At 32.7% G+C, this 23,242-nt stretch carries 22 protein-coding genes; 7 read left to right on the forward strand and 15 right to left on the reverse strand.

The window, feature by feature from the left end; all coding sequences use genetic code 11:
- Positions 1 to 36: 36 nt before the first annotated feature.
- Positions 37 to 741 carry a queuosine precursor transporter gene (locus QLS71_RS05015; protein WP_308991378.1) on the reverse strand — a complete coding sequence of 235 codons (705 nt, stop codon included), beginning with the start codon at positions 739 to 741 and terminating at the stop codon, positions 37 to 39.
- A gap of 72 nt (positions 742 to 813) precedes the next feature.
- Between QLS71_RS05015 and folK the strand changes: the two genes are divergently transcribed.
- Complete coding sequence (folK, locus tag QLS71_RS05020) at positions 814 to 1,959, forward strand: 2-amino-4-hydroxy-6-hydroxymethyldihydropteridine diphosphokinase (RefSeq protein WP_308991379.1); 1,146 nt, start codon at positions 814 to 816, stop codon at positions 1,957 to 1,959.
- Between the two features lie 28 nt (positions 1,960 to 1,987).
- On the opposite strand, the gene QLS71_RS05025 is transcribed toward folK, so the two are convergent.
- The 7 genes from QLS71_RS05025 to QLS71_RS05055 form a co-directional block, all read right to left on the reverse strand.
- A complete protein-coding gene (locus QLS71_RS05025) occupies positions 1,988 to 2,314 on the reverse strand; it encodes a multidrug efflux SMR transporter (RefSeq protein WP_308991380.1) in 327 nt (108 codons plus the stop codon).
- Positions 2,315 to 2,489: 175 nt separating this feature from the next.
- Entirely contained in the window at positions 2,490 to 4,040 is a 1,551-nt protein-coding gene (locus QLS71_RS05030) for a glycoside hydrolase family 28 protein (RefSeq protein ID WP_308991381.1), read from the reverse strand.
- Positions 4,041 to 4,230: 190 nt separating this feature from the next.
- The gene (gene chrA, locus QLS71_RS05035; protein WP_308991382.1) at positions 4,231 to 5,352 is read right to left on the reverse strand and encodes a chromate efflux transporter; all 1,122 of its coding nucleotides are present in this window, start codon (positions 5,350 to 5,352) and stop codon (positions 4,231 to 4,233) included.
- Positions 5,353 to 5,419: 67 nt separating this feature from the next.
- Positions 5,420 to 5,959 carry an RNA methyltransferase gene (locus tag QLS71_RS05040; RefSeq protein ID WP_308991383.1) on the reverse strand — a complete coding sequence of 180 codons (540 nt, stop codon included), beginning with the start codon at positions 5,957 to 5,959 and terminating at the stop codon, positions 5,420 to 5,422.
- 111 nt (positions 5,960 to 6,070) lie between these two features.
- The gene (locus QLS71_RS05045; protein ID WP_308991384.1) at positions 6,071 to 6,586 is read right to left on the reverse strand and encodes a gamma carbonic anhydrase family protein; all 516 of its coding nucleotides are present in this window, start codon (positions 6,584 to 6,586) and stop codon (positions 6,071 to 6,073) included.
- 18 nt (positions 6,587 to 6,604) lie between these two features.
- Complete coding sequence (locus QLS71_RS05050; protein WP_308991385.1) at positions 6,605 to 7,339, reverse strand: LytTR family DNA-binding domain-containing protein; 735 nt, start codon at positions 7,337 to 7,339, stop codon at positions 6,605 to 6,607.
- 124 nt (positions 7,340 to 7,463) lie between these two features.
- Complete coding sequence (locus QLS71_RS05055; protein ID WP_308991386.1) at positions 7,464 to 9,626, reverse strand: histidine kinase; 2,163 nt, start codon at positions 9,624 to 9,626, stop codon at positions 7,464 to 7,466.
- 209 nt (positions 9,627 to 9,835) lie between these two features.
- Between QLS71_RS05055 and QLS71_RS05060 the strand changes: the two genes are divergently transcribed.
- Positions 9,836 to 10,990: a VWA domain-containing protein gene (locus QLS71_RS05060; protein WP_308991387.1), complete on the forward strand. Its 1,155-nt coding sequence runs from the start codon at positions 9,836 to 9,838 to the stop codon at positions 10,988 to 10,990.
- A 102-nt stretch (positions 10,991 to 11,092) separates the two neighbouring features.
- On the opposite strand, the gene QLS71_RS05065 is transcribed toward QLS71_RS05060, so the two are convergent.
- Positions 11,093 to 12,100 (reverse strand): type IX secretion system membrane protein PorP/SprF, encoded by a 1,008-nt coding sequence (locus QLS71_RS05065; RefSeq protein WP_308991388.1) that lies wholly within the window; start codon positions 12,098 to 12,100, stop codon positions 11,093 to 11,095.
- 174 nt (positions 12,101 to 12,274) lie between these two features.
- On the opposite strand from QLS71_RS05065, the gene QLS71_RS05070 reads away from it, so the two are divergent.
- From QLS71_RS05070 to QLS71_RS05090, 5 genes are all read left to right on the forward strand, one after another.
- Positions 12,275 to 13,177, forward strand: coding sequence for a NifU family protein (locus tag QLS71_RS05070; protein ID WP_308991389.1), 903 nt, complete (start codon positions 12,275 to 12,277; stop codon positions 13,175 to 13,177).
- A gap of 49 nt (positions 13,178 to 13,226) precedes the next feature.
- Positions 13,227 to 13,427 (forward strand): dodecin family protein, encoded by a 201-nt coding sequence (locus tag QLS71_RS05075; RefSeq protein WP_308991390.1) that lies wholly within the window; start codon positions 13,227 to 13,229, stop codon positions 13,425 to 13,427.
- A 143-nt stretch (positions 13,428 to 13,570) separates the two neighbouring features.
- The gene (locus QLS71_RS05080) at positions 13,571 to 15,607 is read left to right on the forward strand and encodes a thioredoxin domain-containing protein (protein WP_308991630.1); all 2,037 of its coding nucleotides are present in this window, start codon (positions 13,571 to 13,573) and stop codon (positions 15,605 to 15,607) included.
- Entirely contained in the window at positions 15,604 to 15,993 is a 390-nt protein-coding gene (locus QLS71_RS05085; protein WP_308991391.1) for a DUF1304 domain-containing protein, read from the forward strand. Before QLS71_RS05080 ends, QLS71_RS05085 begins: the two co-directional genes overlap by 4 nt.
- 40 nt (positions 15,994 to 16,033) lie before the next feature.
- Positions 16,034 to 16,849, forward strand: a complete 816-nt coding sequence (locus tag QLS71_RS05090; RefSeq protein ID WP_308991392.1) for a mechanosensitive ion channel domain-containing protein — start codon at positions 16,034 to 16,036, stop codon at positions 16,847 to 16,849.
- Here QLS71_RS05090 and tsaB read toward each other — a convergent pair whose 3' ends face one another.
- From tsaB to QLS71_RS05120, 6 genes are read right to left on the reverse strand one after another with little or no spacing between them, the layout of a single operon-like run.
- Complete coding sequence (gene tsaB / locus QLS71_RS05095) at positions 16,850 to 17,527, reverse strand: tRNA (adenosine(37)-N6)-threonylcarbamoyltransferase complex dimerization subunit type 1 TsaB (RefSeq protein ID WP_308991393.1); 678 nt, start codon at positions 17,525 to 17,527, stop codon at positions 16,850 to 16,852.
- 1 nt (position 17,528) lies between these two features.
- Complete coding sequence (locus QLS71_RS05100; RefSeq protein WP_308991394.1) at positions 17,529 to 18,893, reverse strand: TolC family protein; 1,365 nt, start codon at positions 18,891 to 18,893, stop codon at positions 17,529 to 17,531.
- Positions 18,874 to 19,995: an efflux RND transporter periplasmic adaptor subunit gene (locus QLS71_RS05105; protein WP_308991395.1), complete on the reverse strand. Its 1,122-nt coding sequence runs from the start codon at positions 19,993 to 19,995 to the stop codon at positions 18,874 to 18,876. The genes QLS71_RS05100 and QLS71_RS05105 overlap by 20 nt, the downstream gene beginning before the upstream one ends.
- An 18-nt stretch (positions 19,996 to 20,013) precedes the next feature.
- Positions 20,014 to 21,258, reverse strand: coding sequence for an ABC transporter permease (locus QLS71_RS05110; protein WP_308991396.1), 1,245 nt, complete (start codon positions 21,256 to 21,258; stop codon positions 20,014 to 20,016).
- A gap of 1 nt (position 21,259) precedes the next feature.
- Positions 21,260 to 22,489 (reverse strand): ABC transporter permease, encoded by a 1,230-nt coding sequence (locus tag QLS71_RS05115; RefSeq protein WP_308991397.1) that lies wholly within the window; start codon positions 22,487 to 22,489, stop codon positions 21,260 to 21,262.
- Positions 22,482 to 23,183 (reverse strand): ABC transporter ATP-binding protein, encoded by a 702-nt coding sequence (locus tag QLS71_RS05120; RefSeq protein WP_308991398.1) that lies wholly within the window; start codon positions 23,181 to 23,183, stop codon positions 22,482 to 22,484. The genes QLS71_RS05115 and QLS71_RS05120 overlap by 8 nt, the downstream gene beginning before the upstream one ends.
- Positions 23,184 to 23,242 lie beyond the last annotated feature (59 nt).

The following is a 23,242-nucleotide window of genomic DNA, read 5'->3' on the forward strand; positions in this document are numbered from 1 at the left end:
TCTTAAAGCGAAAAATTAATAAAGATTTATTGTTTTTTAAAGAAGATGAAGCTCTTCGTCCGTTTTTAGGTTGAATCGTTTTTTGAATAAATAAACACCTAAATATAAAAACGGCGTATCACAAACAGCAATAAGTACTTTAAAAAGAAAGCCGCTAATTAATAAACCTTGAAACATATTCCAGGGTAGTACTTCAAAAAAACACAACAAAAACACGACTGCAAAGGTATCGACAAATTGCGATAAAAAGGTTGAAAAATTATTGCGCAGCCATAAATGTTTACCTTTAGTAAACCGTTTCCAGAAATGATAAATTTGAATATCTATAAACTGGGCAAATAAATAGGCCGTCATACTAGCGCCAACAGCCAATATAGTGCGTCCAAAAACATGTGAAAACACGGTATCATTAATAGGTGAATTTGAAACTGCAGGGACTACATCGGCAACATACACAATTAACACCGAGAAAAGAGATGCAAAAATACCAGCAACTACCACTTGGTTGGCACGTTTTTTACCGTAGATCTCACTTATCAAATCGGTTATTAAAAAAGTGATGGGATAAGGCAAAATACCTACAGAAACAATAAATAGCTTGCTTCCAAAAATTTCGATGTCCAACGGATACCAGTAAAAAAATTTTTGGAAAATCAAATTTGAAACTACTAGAGATGTTATAAAAAGTGCTCCTAAGAGCATATAAATTTGTTGGGCAGCGAGTTTGTCTTTTAAAGTCATTTACAATTGTGAATAAATACGTCACGTAAATATAAAAGAATAAAATTTGTTTTACTTATTTTGCCGATACTTATGATACACGCAAAAACATTTTATATCGCATTAGGAAGCAATAAAGGTGATAAATTTAAAAACCTCCAAGACGCTATCGATTTAATTTATATAAGAATTGGAAGTGTTTCCCATATTTCTAAAGTCTATAAATCGCCGGCATTTGGTTTTGATACCGAAGCTTCGGCAGAAGATTTTTTAAACGCTTGTTTAGTATTAGAAAGTCATTTAGAACCCGAAATCCTGCTTCAAGAACTACTCGCTATAGAAACAGTCTTAGGCCGTGTTCGAACTCAAAACAATAAATACGAAGCACGTAGTATCGATTTGGATATTTTATTTGTTGAAGATGCAATTATTAATACCGAAACCTTGCAAATACCGCATCCAGAAATGCAAAAGCGCAAGTTTGTTTTATTGCCTCTTAATGATATTGCAGCAAAAGTAAAACATTCTAAATTAGATAAAGAAGTTGCTGTTTTATTAGAAGAGTGCGAAGATGACAGTGTTGTAGAACCTATTAATATTTGGTTGAAAAACCCGAATAAAACGTTTGATTTTTCGAAACTTGGCTATCTGGCTATTGAAGGCAATATTGGTGCTGGGAAAACCAGTTTAGCTAACAAAATTGCGCAGGATTTTAACGCAAGACTTATTTTAGAACAGTTTGCCGACAACCCCTTTTTACCCAAGTTTTATGAGGATGCGTCGCGTTACGCTTTTCCGTTAGAAATGTCTTTTCTTGCTGAAAGGTACCAACAAATAAGTGACGACTTGTCACAGCTCGATTTGTTTAAAGATTTTATTGTGAGTGATTACGATGTATTTAAATCGCTAATATTTTCTAAAATTACCTTGCAAGAAGATGAGTTTAAGTTGTACCGCAAGTTGTTTTATCTCATGTATAAAGAGTTGCGAAAACCCGATTTATATATTTATCTATATCAAAACACCGCTCGTTTACAAGAAAATATTAAAAAACGCGGACGCGATTACGAACAAAATATCGAAAACGACTATTTAGAAAAAATTAATACTGGTTATTTAGAATTTTTGAAAACTCAAACCGACTTCAATATAAAAATCATTGATATTTCCGATAGAGATTTTATTGAAAATAGAAGTGATTATTTATGGATTTTAGGAGAGATTTGTGAACGCGATTAAAATTTGTGTTTTAATTTGAAAGCCTAAATCAATGTGAAACTACTTTTAATCCAACTATAGAAATAATTAAAGTCGATATAAAAAATAATCTCCAAAATGTTGCAGGTTCTTTAAATAACAAGATTCCGACAAGCACTGTTCCTACAGCTCCAATACCTGTCCATACAGCATAAGCAGTTCCAATGGGTAGTTTTTGGGTCACTTTTACCAGAAGAAGCATGCTTATTACTAAACAAACTAAAAACCCAATATACCAATATGTGGTTACAATCCCTGTTGTTTCTTTAGCTTTGCCAAGACAAGCAGCAAACGCTACTTCAAAGAGTCCTGCTATTATTAATAAAATCCAGTTCATCTATATTTGATTTTACTAGTTATTTAACCTGTTAAATGTCGAGATAAATGGAGTTTTAATCCATTCGGTTTAATAAACGAAGTTATCATTTTAAGCTTTAGAATCAAGTTAAATTTACTTTTAATTCCAATAATCATTAATGGATTATTTACCTTATTAGATGTTCTTTGAACTATTATAAATCACCATCATTAAAATGAATACCTTTGGTTTCAATAGTTTCATTTGGCATAGTTAAGGCACTCGGTTTTGTGCTTAAAAGAACCTTATCAAAACTTATATTTTTGCCGCCAATAACATCAATAATGCTATCCGGTGTTTTAATACTTGTGTTTCTTATGCTTACATTTTTAACATCGTTCAAGATAATTAATTTATCACAATTGGCATCTACATTATCGATGGTTAAGTTAGTTAGTGGCGATTCTGGAATGCCATAAACTTTTAAAAAGTGGGTGCCATTTTCAATAATAATATTAGAAATAGATATGTTTTTATAATAAGGTGTTAGGTCATTAACTTCTCTAACAGGCAGTCTATCTGCTAATTCGCCTACATAAGCACGTGTACCTAACATATCCCACTTTATGCAGGTGGCTTCAAGATTCATTCGGATTCTGTCGTAATACAAATTTTCACCTCCGCCTCCTCTTGGGCGTCGTGTTTTAAATCGGATACCAACGCCTGTACCATCAAATACACAATCGTGTACATATAAGTTTCTAATGATACCCGCTGTTTCGCTTCCGCAAGTAATACCGCCATGACCTTTTAATGCCAAACAATAACGAACCACTACATTTTCAGTAGCTCTATTTACATTAAGTCCATCTTCGCCACGTCCAGATTTCATCGTAAAGGCATCATCGCCAGTACTTAAAGTACAATATTCTATAAGTACATTTTTAGATGATTCAATATCAATACCATCACCACGAGGAATACCGACCGAGTTTACTGAAACCCCTCGAATAATTACATTGTCACAGTATACAGGAACAATATTCCAAAAGGCTGTATTTTCTAATGAAACGCCTTCAATATAAACTTTCTTACAATTAACGGGTGAAATGAATTTAGGAGGAAAAATCCAATCTTCTATAGAACCATCATGAATACGTTCTTCTGCTGGTTTTGTTAAATCAACAAGGCTTTCAATGGGAGTCATGTAGGAGCGTTTTTTTACTTCACCTCCATAAGGACCAATAAGTCGTCCTTTTCCTGTTATTGCTATATTTTCTTGATTATTGGCATAGATGCATGCAGCAAGCGACATAACCTCCATACTTTCTACACGTGTAAAAACAGCCGGTTGGTAATCTTTTACATCGGTGCTGAATTTAACAATGGAGCCTTCTTCAAAATGGAGGTTTATATTGCTTTTTAATGAAATACGTCCTGTTTTCCATGTGCCTTTAGGAACAATTACAGTACCTCCTCCTAAACTACTTAATTCATCAATAGCATTTTGTATGATATCTGTAACTAAATTAGTTTCAATAGCATGTTTATCTGCAATATTGATACTTCTGTTTGGAAATGTCGGTTTTTCAAATGTTGCCATTTTAAAAGGAGCAATAACAGGAGCTATAGAATCTGGTAAAACTAGATGTCCCACCTGACCCTTGGTTGGTATCGTTTTAAGTTTACTGTAATCGGGGCCAATATTTGGTTGCTTACAATTAAAAAATAATGATAGGGAAATTAAAGTAAGAAAAGTTCTCATGTAACAAATTTAGTATGGTTGTAAAATCACGAAAATATATTTTTAGATAGTATTACATATATTATTTTGTTCAGTGGTCTATTTAGTAAATCGATATAAATAGCTTTGTCTGTTCGTATAGAAATTATTCATTTGCAGAATACCAGAGATAATCTAAGTCATCATTTTAACACTTTTAATCAATTTATTGCTAGATTAAAGTTAAAAAGTATCCTAAAATAGCACCACCAAAAACGATAAGGGCTCTATTTATTTTTTTAAATATAAAAACCATAATTAGACTGATAATGGCAATAGCAATGGTTCGCCAATCTATAATACTGTCTTTTCCCATCTTAAAACAAACAGCAATTATTAATGCAACGGCCGCTACGTTTACAGCATCCAAAATAGCTCTCATTATTTTAGATTTTCGCATTCTAGGTATTAAAGGATTTAAAACCAAAACAAATATAAAAGACGGCAGAAAAATAGCAATAGTGGCCACAAATGCTCCTGAGAATCCATTCATCTGCCACCCGATAAATGTAGCGGTAGATAAAACGGGACCTGGTGTAATTTGTCCAACTGCAACTGCATCAATTAGTACTTGTCTGGTTAGCCAGCCGTTGGCAACTAATTCAGAATCAAGAAACGCAAATAAAACGTAACCGCTGCCATATAAAATGGCACCTACTTTTAAAAAAGCAAGAAATATTTTTAGACTTCCAATGTTTGTGGGGTTTGTTAGCTGAATAAATAAAAATGGAATAAAACTATTTAAATTTGATTGCTTATTTTTTACAATATGAAAAATAAGACCTAACAATCCGCATCCAAAAAGTGCAACAATTTCATTAACCCCCAGTAAACATGCAACTAGTGTTAAGATACCTAAAATGGCAAGTTCGTTGCTTTTAACGGCTTTTTCACCAAGTCGAATAGCAGCAACTATAATGATGGCAATAACTGCAGGTTTAATACCATATATAAATGGTTTTACATTTGGTAACGAGCCATACTGTTGATACATATATGCAAAAACAGACGTAATAATTACCGCTGGAATAATAAAGCACAAACCCGCCACAACTAAACCTTTCCACCCAGCACGTTCATGACCACAGTGCATGGTTATTTCGGTTGAATTTGGCCCTGGAATTAAGTTTGTGGCTCCAACAAGATCTAGAAAGTGTTCTTGGGACATCCACTTTCGTTTCTTAACAACTTCATCTTCCATCATGGCAATATGAGCTGCTGGACCGCCAAAGGCAATGCTGCCAAGCTTTAAAAATAGTTTTGCTACTTCTATTAATTCTTTATGTTGAGACATTTACCGTCACTTTAAAATAGCACATTAGGACGAAGTTAAAAAATTTAAGATTAAAATGGAATAGAATTTATTTGTTCAACTTCTTCAATTTGCAAAACACATCCCAAACAACCACACCGCAGCTCACCGAAATATTCAACGAATGCTTAGTACCAAATTGCGGAATTTCCAACACCACATCGCTGGAGCTAACCACATTCTGGGCAACGCCTTTTACTTCATTACCAAAAATTAAAGCGTATTTGGTGTTTTTCTCTGGTTTGAAATCGTCTAACATGGTAGCATTTTCGGTTTGTTCGATAGAAACAACTTTTATGTTTTTAGTTTTTAGTTTTTCGACTAGTTCGATGGTGTTTTCTGCATATTCCCAGTCTACCGTATCGGTACTTCCTAATGCCGTTTTGTGAATGTCTTTGTGAGGTGGAGTTGCTGTAATACCGCAGAGGTAAATTTTTTCAACGATAAAGGCATCACTGGTTCTAAAAACTGACCCAATATTATTTAGACTTCTAATATTGTCTAATACAATAATGATGGGTGTTTTTTTTATTTCTTTAAAATCTTCAACACTTAATCGGTTTAACTCACTATTTTTTAGTTTTCTCACTTTTACAAAAATTATTATTCTCACAAAGTTGAGAATCTGGGTTGCTTTTCCAAACAAAATTAAATATTGTTAATTCTATTTTTAAAATTAGTTAATTACAAAGAAGCCGCTTTACTCTTTAAACCAACTAGAATATTTTATATAGTTATTAGCAATACGGTCTATTTGCCCTGAAATTAGCTCTTGGCTAATATCTTTTATTTTTACAGCTGGCACACCTGCATAAATGCTACCCGATTCAACCCTCGTATTTTGGGTCACTACAGCTCCCGCTGCAATAATACTATTGCTTTCTATAATACAATTATCCATAACAATACTTCCCATGCCCACTAAAACATTGTCGTGAATGGTACAACCATGTATTATAGCATTGTGTCCTATGGATACGTTATTACCAATATTAGTAGGTGCGGTTAAATAAGTGGCATGGATAACAGCACCGTCTTGTACATTTACTTTATTGCCCATTTTTATATAGTTTACGTCGCCACGAATAACGGCATTAAACCAAATACTGCATTGGGTTCCTGCTTCTACATCACCTACTATGGTGGCGTTTTCGGCTATATAACAATCGTCTGGTAATTGAGGTGATTTTCCGTTTACTGGTTTTATTATTGGCATTTGAATATTGTTTATTTATTATTGAAAGTACGATAAAAGTTCTGATTTTCTTGAGGCAGAAACCATAATTTGTTTTCCATTACTTAGCACCACGCTTCCCCCTTTTCCTTTAACATACTTTACTACTTCGTTTACGTTTACTAAATACGATTTATGTACTCTTGCAAAGCTACTATCAATCAATATATCTTCAAAGTATTTTAAGGTTTTGCTTACTATTTTTTTCTTATTGGTGTTCAAATGGATTTCAGTATAATTATCATCGGCTTTACAGAATAAAATATCTGCGGTATTGATGACTTCAAAACCATCTAATTGCGGAATGGTTATTTTCCCATTATCAGTATTAGTTTTCGGAACAAGCACTTGATCTTGAAGTGCATCTTCTTTCGTTTTAATTTCGGTAACATAATCAACTGCTTTGATAAGTTCGTCTATAGAGATAGGCTTCATTAAATAATAAGAAGCATGTGCATTTAAAGCATCCATAGCATAATGATTATAGGCGGTTACAAATATGGTTTCAAAATTTATATCACCGACCTTGTCTAGTAAATCGAACGCATTGCCATAGGGCATTTCTACATCTAGAAACACCACATCTAAATCGTTGTTTCGTATTAATATCAAAGCTTCTTCTACGTTTGAAGCTTCACCAATAACAGAAACATTTGGGCAATATTTTTCGAGATAATTTTTTAGAATTTCTCTACTGGTTTCTTCGTCTTCTACTATGATTGATGTTAATTTCATTCTGATACTTTTTATTACTTTGTTATGTTTGAAAATAATATTTGCGCTTCAACAGGCTCTGCGTGACATTTTTATTTCAAATTGGCTTTTAAATTAAAATTCAAAAATCGTTAATCGTATTTCATTAATCTTTCCTAAGCGTTACAACAACTTTAGTCCCTGTGTCTTCTTCCTCTTGAAAATTGTCAATAAACACATCAACTTTATCTTTATACATCGCATTTAAAATAGACACACGTTTATTAATATTACCCATGCCTTTTGAGTTTTGCTTTTTCTGATTCTCAGTCTTTAGGGCTTTCGATTTTTGGCGCCCTATACCGTCATCTGAAATGGTGATTTTAATTTCGTCTGGATTAATTTGCGAAATAACAATCTCTAAAAACCCTTTTATTTTTTTATATCGTAACCCGTGCCACACAGCATTTTCTATATAAGGTTGCAACAACATGGGAGGAATTACAAAGTCGTTTATATTAATATTTTCATCTATCGTGATATTATAATCGAACTTATCTTTAAACCTAAAATGTTCTAATTTGGTGTATAGTTCTAAAAGCTCTATTTCTTTTTCCAAAGGAATAAAATCTTCTTCACTATTTTCTAAAACAGCACGCATGAGTAATGAAAAATCGGTAAGGTATTTATTGGCAGCACGCTCGTCATTTGAAGCTATAAAACTATTAACAGAGTTTAAGGCATTAAAAATAAAATGCGGATTCATTTGACTACGCAAGCTTTTTAATGCTAACAAATTATTTGCCAACCGTTGTTGTTTGATATACTTAAACATTAAAAAGCCAGCAATTAATAATAATACAACCCCACCAATTAATGCATAAATAATAAATTTTTGGCTTTTAGCCTGTTCTAAATTAAGCTCATATTTACTTTCGGACAACTCCCTATCGCTCTCTAAACTTAAAATTCTGTTTTGTTTTGCAACAATATCTTTACTAAACCGTGCTGCTTGCGATATTTCTTGCTCTTTTTTTGAATATAATTTATCTACTAAATCCACATAGCTTTGGTAGGCTATAAGGGCTTTATCAAACTCCCCTGCTTCTTTGTAAACTTCTGAAAGTTTTCTAGTAGCATCTTTTTGAACGATTAAATCTTCTTTGGTATCGGCTTCTTCAATACTTTTTTTTAAATATGGAATGGCATTCACATAATCTTTTTGAGAAGCATACGCGTTACCTATTTTATAATTTTGTTTTTGTAGTGTTAAGGCACTTTCATTATTAAAAACAGAATCCTTTTGAATGTCTTTTATTTGTTTTAAAGCTTCTTTTCTTAATTGAATTTCACTTGAATAATTATTTGTCTCATTCTGAAAATCGGCAACTTTTATTTTTTCTTCAACAGCTCTTTTCTTATTTTGATTATTAGCTAGCTTTAACGATTCATTAAAAAAACTTTCTGCTTTTTGAGTTTCACCTTTAGCATTGTAAACCTGAGCTATTTTAGAGTTTAAATCGGTAACCTTTGGAGAAATTAAATGTTTTTGTGCTATTTTTAAACCTTCATTATAAACGTTAATGGACGATTGATGTGATTTAGTTAACTGATAAACATCACCAAGTCCTTCATACAATTCCACCAATTGCCAATTAGATAATTCCTTTTTGTTAATACTATTATAAATTTGAAGACTTTCTTGGTAGTTTTTGTTTAGTTTATAAGCCGAAGCCAATTTTAACTTAACCACATTTGTACTGATATTTTGAAGGCTAATTCTGTAGTTTGAAACTGCTAAATCATACTGTTTCCAATGTAAATAAACATCGCCTAAAACCTCATAAGCTTCACTGTTTTCTTTAGAAGAATTACTAGCTCCCAACGCTTTTTCAATAAATTGAATACTCTTTTTAGCATCTTTTTTTAAATGTGTTTCAGCTGAATCTATCAGTGATTTAAATAATTCTGGATTGGTTCTCGAATACTTTTTCTTAGAATATTGAATATCTTCTATACTCGGTTGCACCTCTACTTTAATACGTTCATTACTTTGAATCATGTAATAAACGGTTTCAAAATCTTTGTGTTTTATAGTAAGTTCATCACCCTTTCTTGCTTCAATTCTAAAATTTCCAGTTATATCGGTCGTCGTATAAGACCCTCCATTCACTTCAATATTCACATTTGCAATAGGATTGTGGGTATCGGCCTCAACCACCATACCTCTAACAACAAACTTGGGTGAATTATCATTGCCTTGGGCCAACAAAAGTGTGGTACAAAACAACATACATAAAATTCCTATTTGTTTAATTACTAATCGCATTATCATATAATAAAAGATAAACTTACGCACTTTACTTGATAAAATAAAATGAGGATTTAGCAAAAAGGGCTTGATTTTACGCTAAAAAGATGCGTTTACGCTTTTATATGACAAACTCACTCATTTAACTCTTGCCGTTACTCATTCTGCTTTTTTTAATAACTATGTTGCTTTTAGATTTACGGTATGAATCAAAAAATAATAAAATCATGAAAACACATTTTAAAACACTCGTATTTAGTATGGCTTTAATAGGATTTACAGCTTGCAACGCTAATAATAAAAAACCTATTGAATACTCTCAAACAGAAACAACAAAAGACGAACCCAACAAACAATACATTAAAGTAGCTCTTTTACTAGACACAAGCAACAGTATGGACGGATTGATAGATCAAGCAAAAGCACAGCTTTGGGATATAGTAAACGAACTATCTTATGCCAAATGCGCCACTAATAAACCTAATTTAGAAATTGCTTTATATGAATATGGCAATGATAAATTAAATAGTCAAGAAGGTTATATCCGTCAAGTTTTGGCCTTTAGCAATGATTTAGATGAAATCTCAAAAGAACTTTTCTCATTAACAACTAATGGTGGTGAAGAATATTGTGGACAAGTCATTCAAACATCCTTAAACCGGTTAAATTGGGGTAAAAATCCAGATGATTTAAAACTTATTTTTATTGCTGGAAACGAGCCTTTTACTCAAGGGAAGGTAAATTATAAAGATGTTTCGGTTAATGCTAAAGAAAAAGGCATCACCATAAACACCATTTTTTGTGGTGATTATAACCAAGGCGTTTCAACATCATGGAAAGATGGAGCTGCTTTAACTAACGGTGATTATATGGCCATTAATCAAAACCAAACCACTATACATATTGTATCACCTTATGACGATGAGATTCTGATACTAAATCAGAAATTGAATAAAACCTATGTGGTTTATGGCAAAATAGGAAAACAAAAAATGGCATTACAAGCAGAGCAAGATACTAATGCACAAGGTTACAGTAAAGCCAATGCCGTAAGTAGAACCGTTAGTAAAAGTTCGCATTTATATAAAAATGAAACTTGGGATTTGGTGGATGCTGTTGAATTAGAAGAAGTTTCGGTTGAAGCTTTAGAGGATGATACCTTACCAGAAGAATTAAAAGGAAAATCGGCTGATGAAATCAAAAAATATGTTTCAGAAAAAAAGAAAGAGCGCGAACACATTCAAAATAAAATTCAAGAATTAAATGCGAAACGTAAAGTGTATATCTCAGAACAAAAAAAAGACAATAAAAATGGTTTAGAAAATGCCATGACCAACGCTATTAAAGAGCAAGCTAAAAAGAAGAAATATACTTGGAATTAAAAACTGACCATCATTACGAAGGAAGTATGACTAAAGTAATCTTTTCAAAAGAGGAAGATTGCCACGTCATACCTCCTCGCAATGACTACTTCCTATTTAATTTTAGTTTACCGCAGGACATTGGCAATCATAACGGACTCTTCTACAATTAAAATTATAGCCTAAGGTTAATTGATGAAAACCTCCGTTAGTAAACACTACCGAGTTAGATTGATAGGTATAAGTATAGGCAAATACAAACTCGTTATAATTCACTCCTAAAATAGGTGTAATTTGTTGTAATTTTTGACTAGCTACAGTCCCTGAACTGGTTTGGTATTGAGCACCATCTAAACTTGTTCTATACGATAAACCTCCCCAAATTTTACCAAAATCCATCTGTTTATATGCTTTAGCATTAATATCTAAAGATGCTTCTTGAGTACCGTCTTTATACTGAAACATCAAAGAGGGTTCGTAACTCCATTCGCTTCCATATTTACTAAACACATTTCCAAGCGAAAACAAATAGCGTCGTAAATTACTTGTTATCTTAATATCATTGTTAACTCCTGCATTTTTTAGCATATTTTTCACGGTACCATGTACATAAAAATCTAAAAAATGGTATGAGAAACCTAAATCTATATTAAAATTAGTTTCGTTCTGTACAACACCATCAATTATAGGGTCTGGACCATCAAACAAAAAAGAAGTTTCATCTAATTTATATTGAATAAACCCCGCACTTAAACCGAAAGAAAGCATATTTAAATCAGACTCCGTTCTAGAAAACATGAGGTGATGTACATAGGTTGCATAAGCGCCCGATTGCGAATGATATCCATTTTTATCAGTATACAAAATGCCACCAATAGCAGAAGAACTTTCTCCTATTCTCCCATTTATACTTAAAGTTGAAAGTTTAGGAGCATCTTCATGTCCAAACCATTGTTGGCGCGAAGTTAATCTTACTTTAGAACAATTAGCAATTCCTGCCATAGAGGGATGAATTAGGTAATAATTATCAGTAAGATAATCGGTGTATATAGGCAACCCTTCTTGCGAATTTACAGTATGAAAGCATAAAACGCTTACTACTGCTACCATGAAAATATTCTTTAACTTCATAAGTTCACTCAGGTTAGTTCTAAATATGACACAAACGTCCTAATTATTAAAAAATCAAATAAAAAAAGACAGAGTATTAACTGCATCCTTTCATCCCTAAAAAAGAGGCAACAAAACTCAAATATATGGATATCTAAAGTTTTCTTTTAGTATTTTTGTGAAAAATTAGCTGAAATGAATACTTTCAAGGTTTCTGTGCAAGAAACATCAAATAACGCCATAATTAAATTCGAACTTAACGAGTTTATCACCAAACACCAAAGTTTTGAATTCAACAATATAGATGAAGCTAAAGCATCTCCTTTGGCACAACAATTATTTTATTTGCCTTTTGTTAAAAAGGTTTATATCTCTGGGAACTTTATCGCAGTAGAGCGCTATGATATTGTAGAGTGGAACGATGTGCAAGATGAAGTAGCTGAGCAAATTGAAGCTTATTTAAATGATGGAGGTATTGTTATTGAAGAAAGTACCCAGGCAAAAAAAGTACCTGTTACAGTTTATGCTGAAAGTACTCCTAACCCCTCGGTAATGAAATTTGTTGCTAACAAAAAAATAGTAACAACTCTTTTTGAATTCACTTCCATAGACGAAGCTAAATTATCACCATTGGCAACCGAGTTATTCCATTTCCCATTTATTAAAAGCATTTTTATTGATGAAAATTACGTGTCCATCACTAAATACGACATGGCGGAATGGCAAGATATCACTATTGAACTTCGTGAATTTATAAGAAACTATATTGAAAACGGCAAAGATGTTGTACTACCTCATGCTGCTGAAACTTTAAAAAAATCAACACCACAATTAGACTCCCAATATGAATCGTTAGATGACACATCTAAAGAAATTATTAATATTTTAGAAGAATATATAAAACCTGCCGTGGCGAGTGATGGTGGTAATATTCAATTCATATCGTATGATGCTGAAAGCAAAAATGTAAGCGTGATGCTACAAGGTGCTTGTAGCGGCTGCCCATCTTCAACTTATACCTTAAAAAGTGGTATTGAAAATATGTTAAAAGAAATGCTAAAAGGCAAAGTAGAAACAGTTGAAGCTATAAACGGTTAATTGCATTAATTTTACTAACTTTAAGTTTTTCACTTAAATTCTTAAAATTATGTCTGTATTAAAAGTTATTGAGATTTTATCAAGTTCTGATGAAAGCTGGGAAGACGCAACCAGAAAAGCAGTAAAACATGCTTCTAAAAGCGTAAAAAACATTCGTTCTGTATATGTGCAAGACCAAAGTGCCACTGTAAAAGATGGCGAGGTAACAGAGTTTAGAGTAAACCTGAAAATCACTTTTGAAGTGAATTAATTAGCATTAATTAATATTATAAGCGTTCATAAAATTAGGACGCTTTTTTTATACTTAATTTTCTCTAACTTTGAGTAATGAAACATAAACTACTCCTATTATTTATATATATAGTAAGTTGTAAAGGTCAGAACCAAGAAATCATGGACTACCAACATACCAACGATTTAATACATGAAACCAGCCCTTATTTGCTGCAACACGCCCATAATCCAGTAAACTGGAATGCTTGGAATAACAAAACATTGGCTAAAGCCAAAGAAGAAAATAAATTAATACTTATAAGTGTTGGTTATGCTGCTTGCCATTGGTGTCATGTTATGGAACATGAAAGCTTTGAAGATAGTTTGGTGGCACAAGTAATGAATAAAAATTTTACAAATATAAAAGTAGACAGAGAAGAACGTCCTGATGTAGATCAAGTTTATATGAACGCTGTTCAACTTATGACAGGTAGTGGCGGCTGGCCCATGAATGTTATTGCCTTACCAGATGGCAGGCCTGTTTGGGGTGGCACTTATTTTAAAAAAGAACAATGGATTAGTGCCCTTAATCAAATTTCAAAACTTTATATCGACGATCCAAAAAAGCTTTATGATTATGCAGATAAACTAGAGCAAGGTATTAAATCTATAAACATTGTTAATTTAAACACAGATGAACCGGTTTTTGAAAAGAACTTTCTGGATGTAGCCGTTAAAAATTGGTCTGATCATTTTGATAACAAAGAAGGAGGCATGCGGGCTACTCCAAAGTTTATGATGCCGAACAACTATCATTTTTTATTGCGATACGCCTCCCAAAATAATGACAAAAAATTACTAGATTTTGTAAATTTAACACTTACAAAAATGGCTTATGGTGGTATTTTTGATCATGTTGGTGGTGGTTTTTCCAGATATTCTACAGATAGCAAATGGCATGTGCCACACTTTGAGAAAATGCTTTATGATAATGCGCAGTTAGTGAGCCTTTATTCCGATGCATATCTCGTCACAAAAAACGAATTATACAAAAATGTAGTTACCCAAACTTTAGATTATATAAGTCGGGATATGACCACCAAAAATGGTGCGTTTTATTCTTCACTAGATGCAGATAGCACAAATCCCGAAGGAAAATTAGAAGAAGGTGCTTTTTATGTTTGGCAAAAAGAAGAACTTAAAACTCTTTTAAAAGACGACTTTAACTTATTTTCAGATTATTACAACATCAATAATTATGGACTTTGGGAACACAGTAATTATGTGCTTATAAGAAACGCTGACGCTGCAGCTATTATTGATAAGTATAAGATAACAAAAGAAGATTTAGATAGCAAAATAAAGAATTGGAAAAAAACACTGTTAGACATTAGAAACAAGCGGGCAAAACCAAGATTAGACGACAAAACATTAACCTCATGGAATGCCCTCATGCTTAAAGCTTATGTGAATGCCTATAGTGTGTTTAATGCTAAAAGCTACCTACATGCTGCAGAAAAAAATGCTGCTTTTATAAAAGAAAATCAACTTCGTAAAGACGGCGGATTAAATCATAGTTATAAAAACGGAAAAAGCACCATTAATGGCTATCTTGAAGATTATGCAGCAACCATTGATGCTTATTTAGCACTTTATGAAATTACTCTAAGTGAAAAATGGTTAACCACGGCTAAAGACTTAACCGATTATACCTTCATTCATTTTTTTGATAGCACTAGTAAAATGTTCTTTTTTACCTCCAATTTAGATAGTGATTTAGTTTCAAGAAGTATTGAATATCGTGACAATGTAATCCCTGCAAGCAATTCTATTATGGCAAAAAATCTGTTTAAATTATCACATTATTTCGATAATGACCACTATAGAAATACTGCTGTAACTATTTTAAACAATGTAAAACCCGAAATACAGGAGTCTCCTTCTGGTTATTCAAACTGGTTAGATTTAATGATGAATTACACCCACCCTTATTATGAAGTGGCAATTGTTGGAAAGGATGCAAAACAAAAAATATTAGAATTAAATAAAACTTACTTACCCAATAAATTAATTGCTGGCAGTATCTCCGAAAATAATTTACCTCTGTTAGAAAACCGGTATAACCCAAATACCACTTTAATTTATGTTTGTGTAAACAGAGCTTGTAAACTACCTGTATCGGAAGTTAAGCAAGCTATTAAATTTTTAAAAGAATGACATATTTAATAATCACTTTAATTGCTTTTGTAGCTTTAGAACACTTCTATTTTTTAATCTTAGAAATGTTTTTATGGACAAAACCCAAAGGCATGAAAGCATTTGGATTGAAATCGAAACAATTTGCAGAAGACACTAAGGTTCTAGCTGCAAACCAAGGCCTGTATAATGGCTTTTTATCAGCAGGATTGGTGTTTTCAATCATTCAAAAAGATATTCAAACAGCTGCTTTTTTTCTTGTTTGTGTAATTATTGCTGGCATTTATGGAGCTTACTCTACAAAACAAATAAAACTATTTTATGTGCAAGCAGTTCCTGCCATCATCGCTTTAATTAGTTGTTTTTTTGTAAAACTTAACTTTTACTTTACTGCCGTTTGCGTTTAAAGTTTTTAACTTTAAACATTAATAAATTATAAATACAATTATGAAATTTGAAAACGTTGACACTGAAAAGTGGATTGAATTAGGAACAGAATATGGACTGAAAATAATTGGAGCTATAGCGATTTGGATTATTGGCTCGTGGATTATAAAAAAAATTCTGAAGGCTACCCGAAAAGTAATGACAAAAAGTAGCTATGAGGAAAGTCTTCAAAAATTTTTAATAAATCTTCTAAGTTGGGGATTAAAAATATTGTTAATCATTACTCTTTTAGGCACTTTAGGCGTACCAACTACCTCGTTTGCTGCTATTATTGCCGCCGCAGGTTTAGCTATTGGTTTAGCTCTTCAAGGCTCTCTAGGAAATTTTGCTGGGGGTGTGTTAATTATGATTTTTAAGCCTTTTAAAATTGGCGATTTAATTGAAGCTCAAGGTGAAATTGGAGGTGTAAAACAAATAGACATTTTTACAACTAAATTAATTGGCTTGTCGAACAAAGAAATTATAATTCCTAATGGCGCTTTATCTAATGGTAATATTATTAATTATACCACCGAAGGCACACGCCGTGTCGATTTAGTTTTTGGAGTGAGTTATGATGCAGATATTAAGAAAACAAAAGAAGTTTTAATGCGTGTACTAACATCACATCCTAAAGTAATACAAACACCAGCACCTACGGTAAATGTTTTAGAGTTGGCAGATAGCTCTGTAAACTTTGCGGTAAGACCATGGTGTCATGCTGAAGATTATTGGACTGTGTATTTTGATGTTACAGAAAATACAAAAATAGCGCTTGATGCTGCTGGTATTGAAATTCCATACCCACATCAAGTAGAAATACATAAACAAGGTTAATTATGATTTAGGCTTTGGTTTTAAAGCCACAAAGTCTTTTAAATAATAAGGTTCAAAATAAGCGACATCTTCAAAGTCGCTTATTTTGTATTTATTATAAGCCAAAACACCCATCTCGCTTGCCGATGGTAATTTGTCTTCAATAAAAATAGCGTTGGGATGATTGATTAATCCCTTAGTTTTTTCAACACCATTACCAACAAAATAGACTTTACTTTTATTTAAATATTCCGTATAAGCATTTTCATCCAAAATTTCTGCTTCAGTTTCTCTAATTTCATCATAATTTGAATTGAATAAAGCCGCATACACTTCTAAACGCCTAGCATCTAGCATAGCTACAATAACACCATCATTACAATCTACTTGATGTGCTAAAGCTTCTAAAGTAGGTACAGATATTAAAGGTATATCTAAAGCAAAACAAAGTCCCTTAGCGGCAGAAACTCCTATACGCAACCCTGTATAAGAGCCAGGGCCTTTACTTATAGCAACAGCATCTAAATCTTTAGAAGTGATACCTGCTTCCTTTAAAATAACATTTATAAATACATGCAAATTTTCGGCATGCGAATAGCTTTTACTGTTATCTTCCTTTAAAATTAAAGTTTCTCCGCTTTTTGAAAGTGACACCGAACAATTGGTTGTTGCGGTTTCTATGTTGAGTATTATTGCCAAATTAATTGGTTAAAGATTTTCCCATGTAAAAGTCTAAAACTTTTGTCTTAAAAACAAAATCATACTTAGCATTTATTAAAGATGCTTGTGAATTCACTAAACGGATGCGTGCTTGGTCTAACTCAAACGACGTCATACTACCAATATTAAAGCGTTCTTGTGAATTTTCAAATGACAACTCTTGTGCGGCTAATGATTTTTTTGCAGCATCAAAAGCTTTAAATGCCGATTTAGCATCGGTAAATGCTCGCTGAATATTCGATTCTAAATTTAATTTGGCTTGGTCTAAATTAAGTTTGCTATTTTCTTCTTGAATTTTAGATTTGGCTACTGCTGTTTTATTTTGGAATCTTGAAAAAATAGGAATATTTACATTCAAATTAAAACTATGTGATTTTTGATTATTTAACTGATCCAAAAAAGCTGCTTCATTTTGGGTTAAATTTGTATAAAAAGCATTGGTATTAAAACCATACCCCAACGAGACACTTGGCAAATAACCACTTTTAGAAATTTCAGTACTCAACTCTGCATTTTCAATGTTTTTTTCGGCAATTTTAATCTCGCTTCTGTTTTCTAATGCATAGTTTAAAACAGGTAAAACACTGTCATATAATAATACTTCAGAAGGATTTTCAATATTGATAACCTCTACATTAAATCCTTCAAAAGGCACTTGCAGTAATTGTGACAAGGTTAATAAGGACAAAGTAACGTTATTTTCTGCTAAGGTTACACTCTGCGCATCGGCACTTAAGGTAGCTTCAGCATCATAGATATTTGCTCGAGGCTGTACGCCTGCATCAACCAAACTTTTTACTTGCTGTAATTGCTTATCACTAAACTCGTATTGTGCTTGGGCAGTGGATAAATTCTCTCTATTAAATAATACATTTAAATAGGCATTTACCACGTTTAGAGAAATATCATCCTTAATTCTACTAAGTTCTAATTGGCTAGTTTCTAAATTTAATTTCGATTGCTTATAGAGATTTGTTAATCGAAATCCATTAAATACTGTTTGGTTAGCCCCAATACCAAAACTCGAACTATGTGATGTTCTATCTACAATTACTTGGCTATCGCCAATATCAATTCGTTGTGTACCAATTCCAATATTATGACCCGCACTAGCGCTAACTCCTGGTAAAAAATTCCCTTTTGCTGCAATTATATTTTGTTCGTTAGTAAGTAAAGCATTTTCGCCTTGTTGTATTGTAATATTATTTTCAAGAGCATAGTTTACACACTCTTCCAATGTCCATTTTTTTTGTTGAGAAAAAGATGATATTACAAAAAATAAGACGCAAGCGAATAAACCATATTTCATATTGTTGTTACTAAAACTAGTTATTCTTTTTTTCATCTTCATTGTCTTTTGATGCTTTGTTCCACACTTTTATTTTATCTCCTTTTTTAACACCTTCGGTTATCTCAACATTTATACCATCTGATAAGCCTAAAGTTACATTTTGCTTTTTGTACTTACCTTCACTTTCTAATAGCTCAATAAAAGGTTTTTCTGTAATTCTGTTATATTGTAATAAGGCTTCTCTTATAGCTAAAACACTATCTTTCGCTTCGATATCTATTTCAGCATTAGCGCTATAACCCGCTCTAATATTGGTTGTGTTATCTAGTGTCACATTAGCTTTAACTGTAAATTGAACCGCACCATTTTCTTCAACACCTCTAGGGGCAACAAAAGTTAGTTTTGCCGGGAATTCTTTTTCGTTAATGGCCCCCAAAATAACTTTGATCTCTTTACCTTCTTTTAATTTACCTACCTCAGCTTCATCTACTTTGCCTTCAAAGATCATGTGGCTCATATCGGCAATTATGGCAATCGTTGTTCCTGCATTGAAATTGTTACTTTGTATAACTTGATCGCCTTCACGTACAGGAATTTCTAAAATAGTACCCGCAATTTGTGCAATAATGTTGGTGTTTGCCGAACTACCACCAGAAATAGACCCACGCTTTATAATTTGATAATCATTTTGCGCTTGGTTGAGTGTTTCTTTAGCTTGATTAAATGCTAATTCACTATTTTCAAAATCTTGTTTAGAAATAACCCCTTTTTCAAAAAGCGATTTATTTCTCTCATATAACACTTTAGCATTATCATATGACAACTTCGTTGAAGAAATTCGGCTGCTAGCACTAACCAAACTTTGCTCGTTTGGAACGACTCTAATCTTAGCAATTAAATCACCTTTTTTAACCAAATCGCCTTCTTCAACAAAAATTTCATCTACAATACCAGAAATTTGAGGTTTTAATTCAATCTCTTCTTCAGGGTTTAATTTTCCTGTTGCTACTGCTTTGGTGCTTATTGATGTGTAAAAAGGTTCTTCAACTTTAAAATCTTCAATAGCTTTGGAGTTCGCATCTTTAAAGTATTTTAATACAAATACGAGTAGTATTATAACGACTAATACTAAAATAATTTTTACAGTTTTGTTCATTTTGGTTATACTTATTATTTATTCTTCTCTTAATGCTTCAATTGGTTTGATGCTTGTGGCTTTAAATGCAGGAATCAAACCTATCAAGGTACCTAATATCACTAGTATAATAAGTGCTATAAACACCACTGCGATAGATACAGATGCATTTACAATAGCTGCATCTGGACCTTGACCGAAAGCGGCATCTAAACCAATTAAAATCCATCCCCCAGTAATTATTCCAAAAACACCAGCTACTATGGTTAAAAACACAGCCTCAAGCACTATTTGACGTTTAATTTCAAAAGGTGTTGCTCCTAAAGCACGACGTATACCTATTTCTTTGGTACGTTCTTTTACCGTAATTAGCAATATATTTCCAATAGCAAATACGCCAGCTATTAAGGTGGCTATACCGACAAACCATGTTAAAAACTGCATCCCTACTAAAAACCCTGTGACTTTAGCAAATTCTTTTCCTAAATTAAAACTCCCAAAAGCACGGGTATCTTCTGGGTGTACATTATTTAAATTCTTAAGTAATAATTTGGTATCTTCTTCTATTTGCTTAATATCGTATTCTGGCTTTCCAGTAATCATCATCCAGCCTATTCTATCACCTCGATTATATATTTGCTGAAAGGTTGTAAATGGAATATGGACATCAGTTGATGGTCCCATATTCATGTTGCTTACTTCAAAAACACCCACAACAATAAAATTAATACCATTAACTTCTATATATTTACCAATAGCATCTTCATTTTTTTCAAACAACTGCTTATAGGCATCTTCGGATATAACAGCTGTTTTTTTCTTATCATCAATATCATTCTGATTGATAAACCTGCCATGAATAAGTTTCTTTTTTTGTAGTTGATCTAACAACGGATAATCGCCTGCCATTTGAAAACTTCCCGAAAGAAAATTTCTGGTAATAGTAACCGACTGTTGACTTCTAGGTAATACAAACTCAATACCTTCTATATTTTCTTCAACTTTTTTAGCATCTGTTAATGTGAGTCTTACTTGTTTTCCCTCTTGAAATCCTTTAAACGGCTTGCTTGTGTTTTGTCCCCATACAAATACACTATTAGTTGCAAAGCTACCAAACAGTCTATTAAACGAGTTCTCTAAACCTCTTGCAGAACCTAGCAAGCCAATTAATAATAAAATACCCCACCAAACACCTACCATAGTAAGTATAGACCTTAGTTTGTTTTTACTAAAGCTATCAAAAACTTCTTGCCACGTATCTCTTTCAAATAAAAATTTAAACATGCTAGTCGTTTCTTAATGCTACAATTGGTTTAATTCTCGAGGCTTTTTTAGCTGGCAAATAACCTGCAATAGCTCCTGCTGCTATTAGTGTGATGGTTGCTCCAATTATTAAACTATTACTTACACCTGGATCTTTAATAAAATAGTCTTTTAAAACAGGTTCTACAAGTTCAATAACGCCAACACCAATCAATAACCCTACATATCCTGCAATAGCGGTAACAATTACAGACTCTATTAAAATAATAGACACAATAGATTTAGGTGTTGCTCCCAAAGCCTTTCGTATACCAATTTCTTTAGTCCGCTCTTTTACTATAAAAATCATAATATTACTAATGCCAACAACTCCTGCTATTAATGTTCCAAAGCCAATAACTAGAATAATAACTGTTAAACCAAAAGTCATTTGGCTTACTGCTTTAGTTCCTTCTGCCATATTACGAACTCGTACCGCTCTTTGATCGCTATTGGCTACTGAAAAACGTTCTTTGAGCCTTTTCGTTAAGGTGTTACTAAAAGCCAATGCCTCATCATAATTCATTTCAGGATTGTAAGTCAGGTTTATTTGATCTATATAATCGTTATTACCATAAACTTGCTGCGCCGTGGTTACAGGCATGTACATAATACGTTCTTCGTTATCGCCTCCATCATCGGTAAATATACCAACCACTTTATAAGGTATGCCACTCAGGTTTATATATTTACCTAAAGCAGTGGTTTTCAAAAACAAATCTTCTTCAATTTTTCTGCCAATAACAACTACTTTGGTTCTATTTTGTAAATCATTTTGATTGATATATCGACCTTCAATGACATTCGTTTTTTCAAGATATTGATGATCTGGATGTACACCCCTTAAACTATAACTGCTTTGTTCTCCTCGAAAAGAAGCTTGTATATTATTGTAAATTCGTGCCGTAATATATTCTACTTTGTTACCAAATTCGTCTTTTATATAGTCGTAATCTTCATTTTTAAATTGAATTTGTCTTCCTGATTGTAATCCTTTATTGGCTTTGGTAGTTCTACCTGAATTTATGAAGATTGAATTGGTAGCATCATCAACAAACGCTTCTGCAAAAGTGTTTTGTAAGCCGTTAGCAATGCCAAATAGAATGGTAAATAGTAATATAGCAAATGCTACTGTAAACCCAGAAAGCAAACTCCGGGTTCGGTTTTTATTAATACTTTGAAAGATTTCTCGCCAAAGATCTAAATCAAACATACTGCTCTGCTCTTACTTGAATTACTTTTTCATCTTCAATAATAACACCATCTCGTAAACGTACAATACGTTTACACATATTAGCAATGTCTTCTTCGTGCGTTACCATTAATATGGTTTTACCTTCATCGTTTAATTGCTGGATGAATGCCATAATTTCGTGTGAGGTTGTAGTATCTAAAGCTCCTGTAGGCTCATCGGCTAATAATAATTTAGGATTTGCTGCTAAAGCTCTAGCAATCGCCACGCGTTGATTTTGACCACCTGATAATTCTTTTGGTAAATGCTGCGCCCAATTAGCCAATCCTACTTTTTCTAAATGAAACATTGCAAGTTCTTGGCGCTCTTTACGTTTCATGCCTTGATAGTATAAAGGTAAGGCAACATTTTCAAGTGCATTTTTATAATTTATAAGGTTGAAAGATTGAAAGATAAAGCCTAAAAATTTATTTCTATAAACCGCTGCTTTTTTTTCTGTAAGGTTTTTAATAGGCAAACCATCTAAAATATAATCGCCCTCATCAGCTTCATCTAACATGCCTATAATGTTAAGTAAAGTAGATTTTCCAGAACCAGAAGATCCCATAATGGCCACCATTTCTCCTTCTTCAACAGAAAGATCAATACCTTTTAAAACGTGTAAACTAGAGTCTCCAATAGGGTAAGATTTGTGAAGTTGTTTTATTTCTAACATTGCTTTTTGATTGACGGTTAATACTTAGACTACAAGTAAACAGTTTTGTTACACTATAC

It is taken from the genome of Mariniflexile litorale, assembly GCF_031128465.2.
Classification (GTDB): Bacteria; Bacteroidota; Bacteroidia; order Flavobacteriales; family Flavobacteriaceae; genus Mariniflexile; species Mariniflexile litorale.

Bases quoted from the DNA above. Each gene is read 5' to 3' on its own strand.
- QLS71_RS05080 (WP_308991630.1), top strand. From the start codon at position 13,571: ATGGACTACCAACATACCAACGATTTAATACATGAAACCAGCCCTTAT.
- QLS71_RS05085 (WP_308991391.1), top strand. From the start codon at position 15,604: ATGACATATTTAATAATCACTTTAATTGCTTTTGTAGCTTTAGAACAC.
- QLS71_RS05105 (WP_308991395.1), bottom strand. From the start codon at position 19,995: ATGAACAAAACTGTAAAAATTATTTTAGTATTAGTCGTTATAATACTA.
- QLS71_RS05060 (WP_308991387.1), top strand. From the start codon at position 9,836: ATGAAAACACATTTTAAAACACTCGTATTTAGTATGGCTTTAATAGGA.
- QLS71_RS05015 (WP_308991378.1), bottom strand. From the start codon at position 741: ATGACTTTAAAAGACAAACTCGCTGCCCAACAAATTTATATGCTCTTA.
- QLS71_RS05030 (WP_308991381.1), bottom strand. From the start codon at position 4,040: ATGAGAACTTTTCTTACTTTAATTTCCCTATCATTATTTTTTAATTGT.
- QLS71_RS05070 (WP_308991389.1), top strand. From the start codon at position 12,275: ATGAATACTTTCAAGGTTTCTGTGCAAGAAACATCAAATAACGCCATA.
- QLS71_RS05065 (WP_308991388.1), bottom strand. From the start codon at position 12,100: ATGAAGTTAAAGAATATTTTCATGGTAGCAGTAGTAAGCGTTTTATGC.
- QLS71_RS05110 (WP_308991396.1), bottom strand. From the start codon at position 21,258: ATGTTTAAATTTTTATTTGAAAGAGATACGTGGCAAGAAGTTTTTGAT.
- QLS71_RS05120 (WP_308991398.1), bottom strand. From the start codon at position 23,183: ATGTTAGAAATAAAACAACTTCACAAATCTTACCCTATTGGAGACTCT.
- QLS71_RS05025 (WP_308991380.1), bottom strand. From the start codon at position 2,314: ATGAACTGGATTTTATTAATAATAGCAGGACTCTTTGAAGTAGCGTTT.
- folK (WP_308991379.1), top strand. From the start codon at position 814: ATGATACACGCAAAAACATTTTATATCGCATTAGGAAGCAATAAAGGT.
- QLS71_RS05055 (WP_308991386.1), bottom strand. From the start codon at position 9,626: ATGCGATTAGTAATTAAACAAATAGGAATTTTATGTATGTTGTTTTGT.
- QLS71_RS05045 (WP_308991384.1), bottom strand. From the start codon at position 6,586: ATGCCAATAATAAAACCAGTAAACGGAAAATCACCTCAATTACCAGAC.
- QLS71_RS05115 (WP_308991397.1), bottom strand. From the start codon at position 22,489: ATGTTTGATTTAGATCTTTGGCGAGAAATCTTTCAAAGTATTAATAAA.
- chrA (WP_308991382.1), bottom strand. From the start codon at position 5,352: ATGTCTCAACATAAAGAATTAATAGAAGTAGCAAAACTATTTTTAAAG.
- QLS71_RS05050 (WP_308991385.1), bottom strand. From the start codon at position 7,339: ATGAAATTAACATCAATCATAGTAGAAGACGAAGAAACCAGTAGAGAA.
- QLS71_RS05075 (WP_308991390.1), top strand. From the start codon at position 13,227: ATGTCTGTATTAAAAGTTATTGAGATTTTATCAAGTTCTGATGAAAGC.
- QLS71_RS05090 (WP_308991392.1), top strand. From the start codon at position 16,034: ATGAAATTTGAAAACGTTGACACTGAAAAGTGGATTGAATTAGGAACA.
- QLS71_RS05100 (WP_308991394.1), bottom strand. From the start codon at position 18,893: ATGAAAAAAAGAATAACTAGTTTTAGTAACAACAATATGAAATATGGT.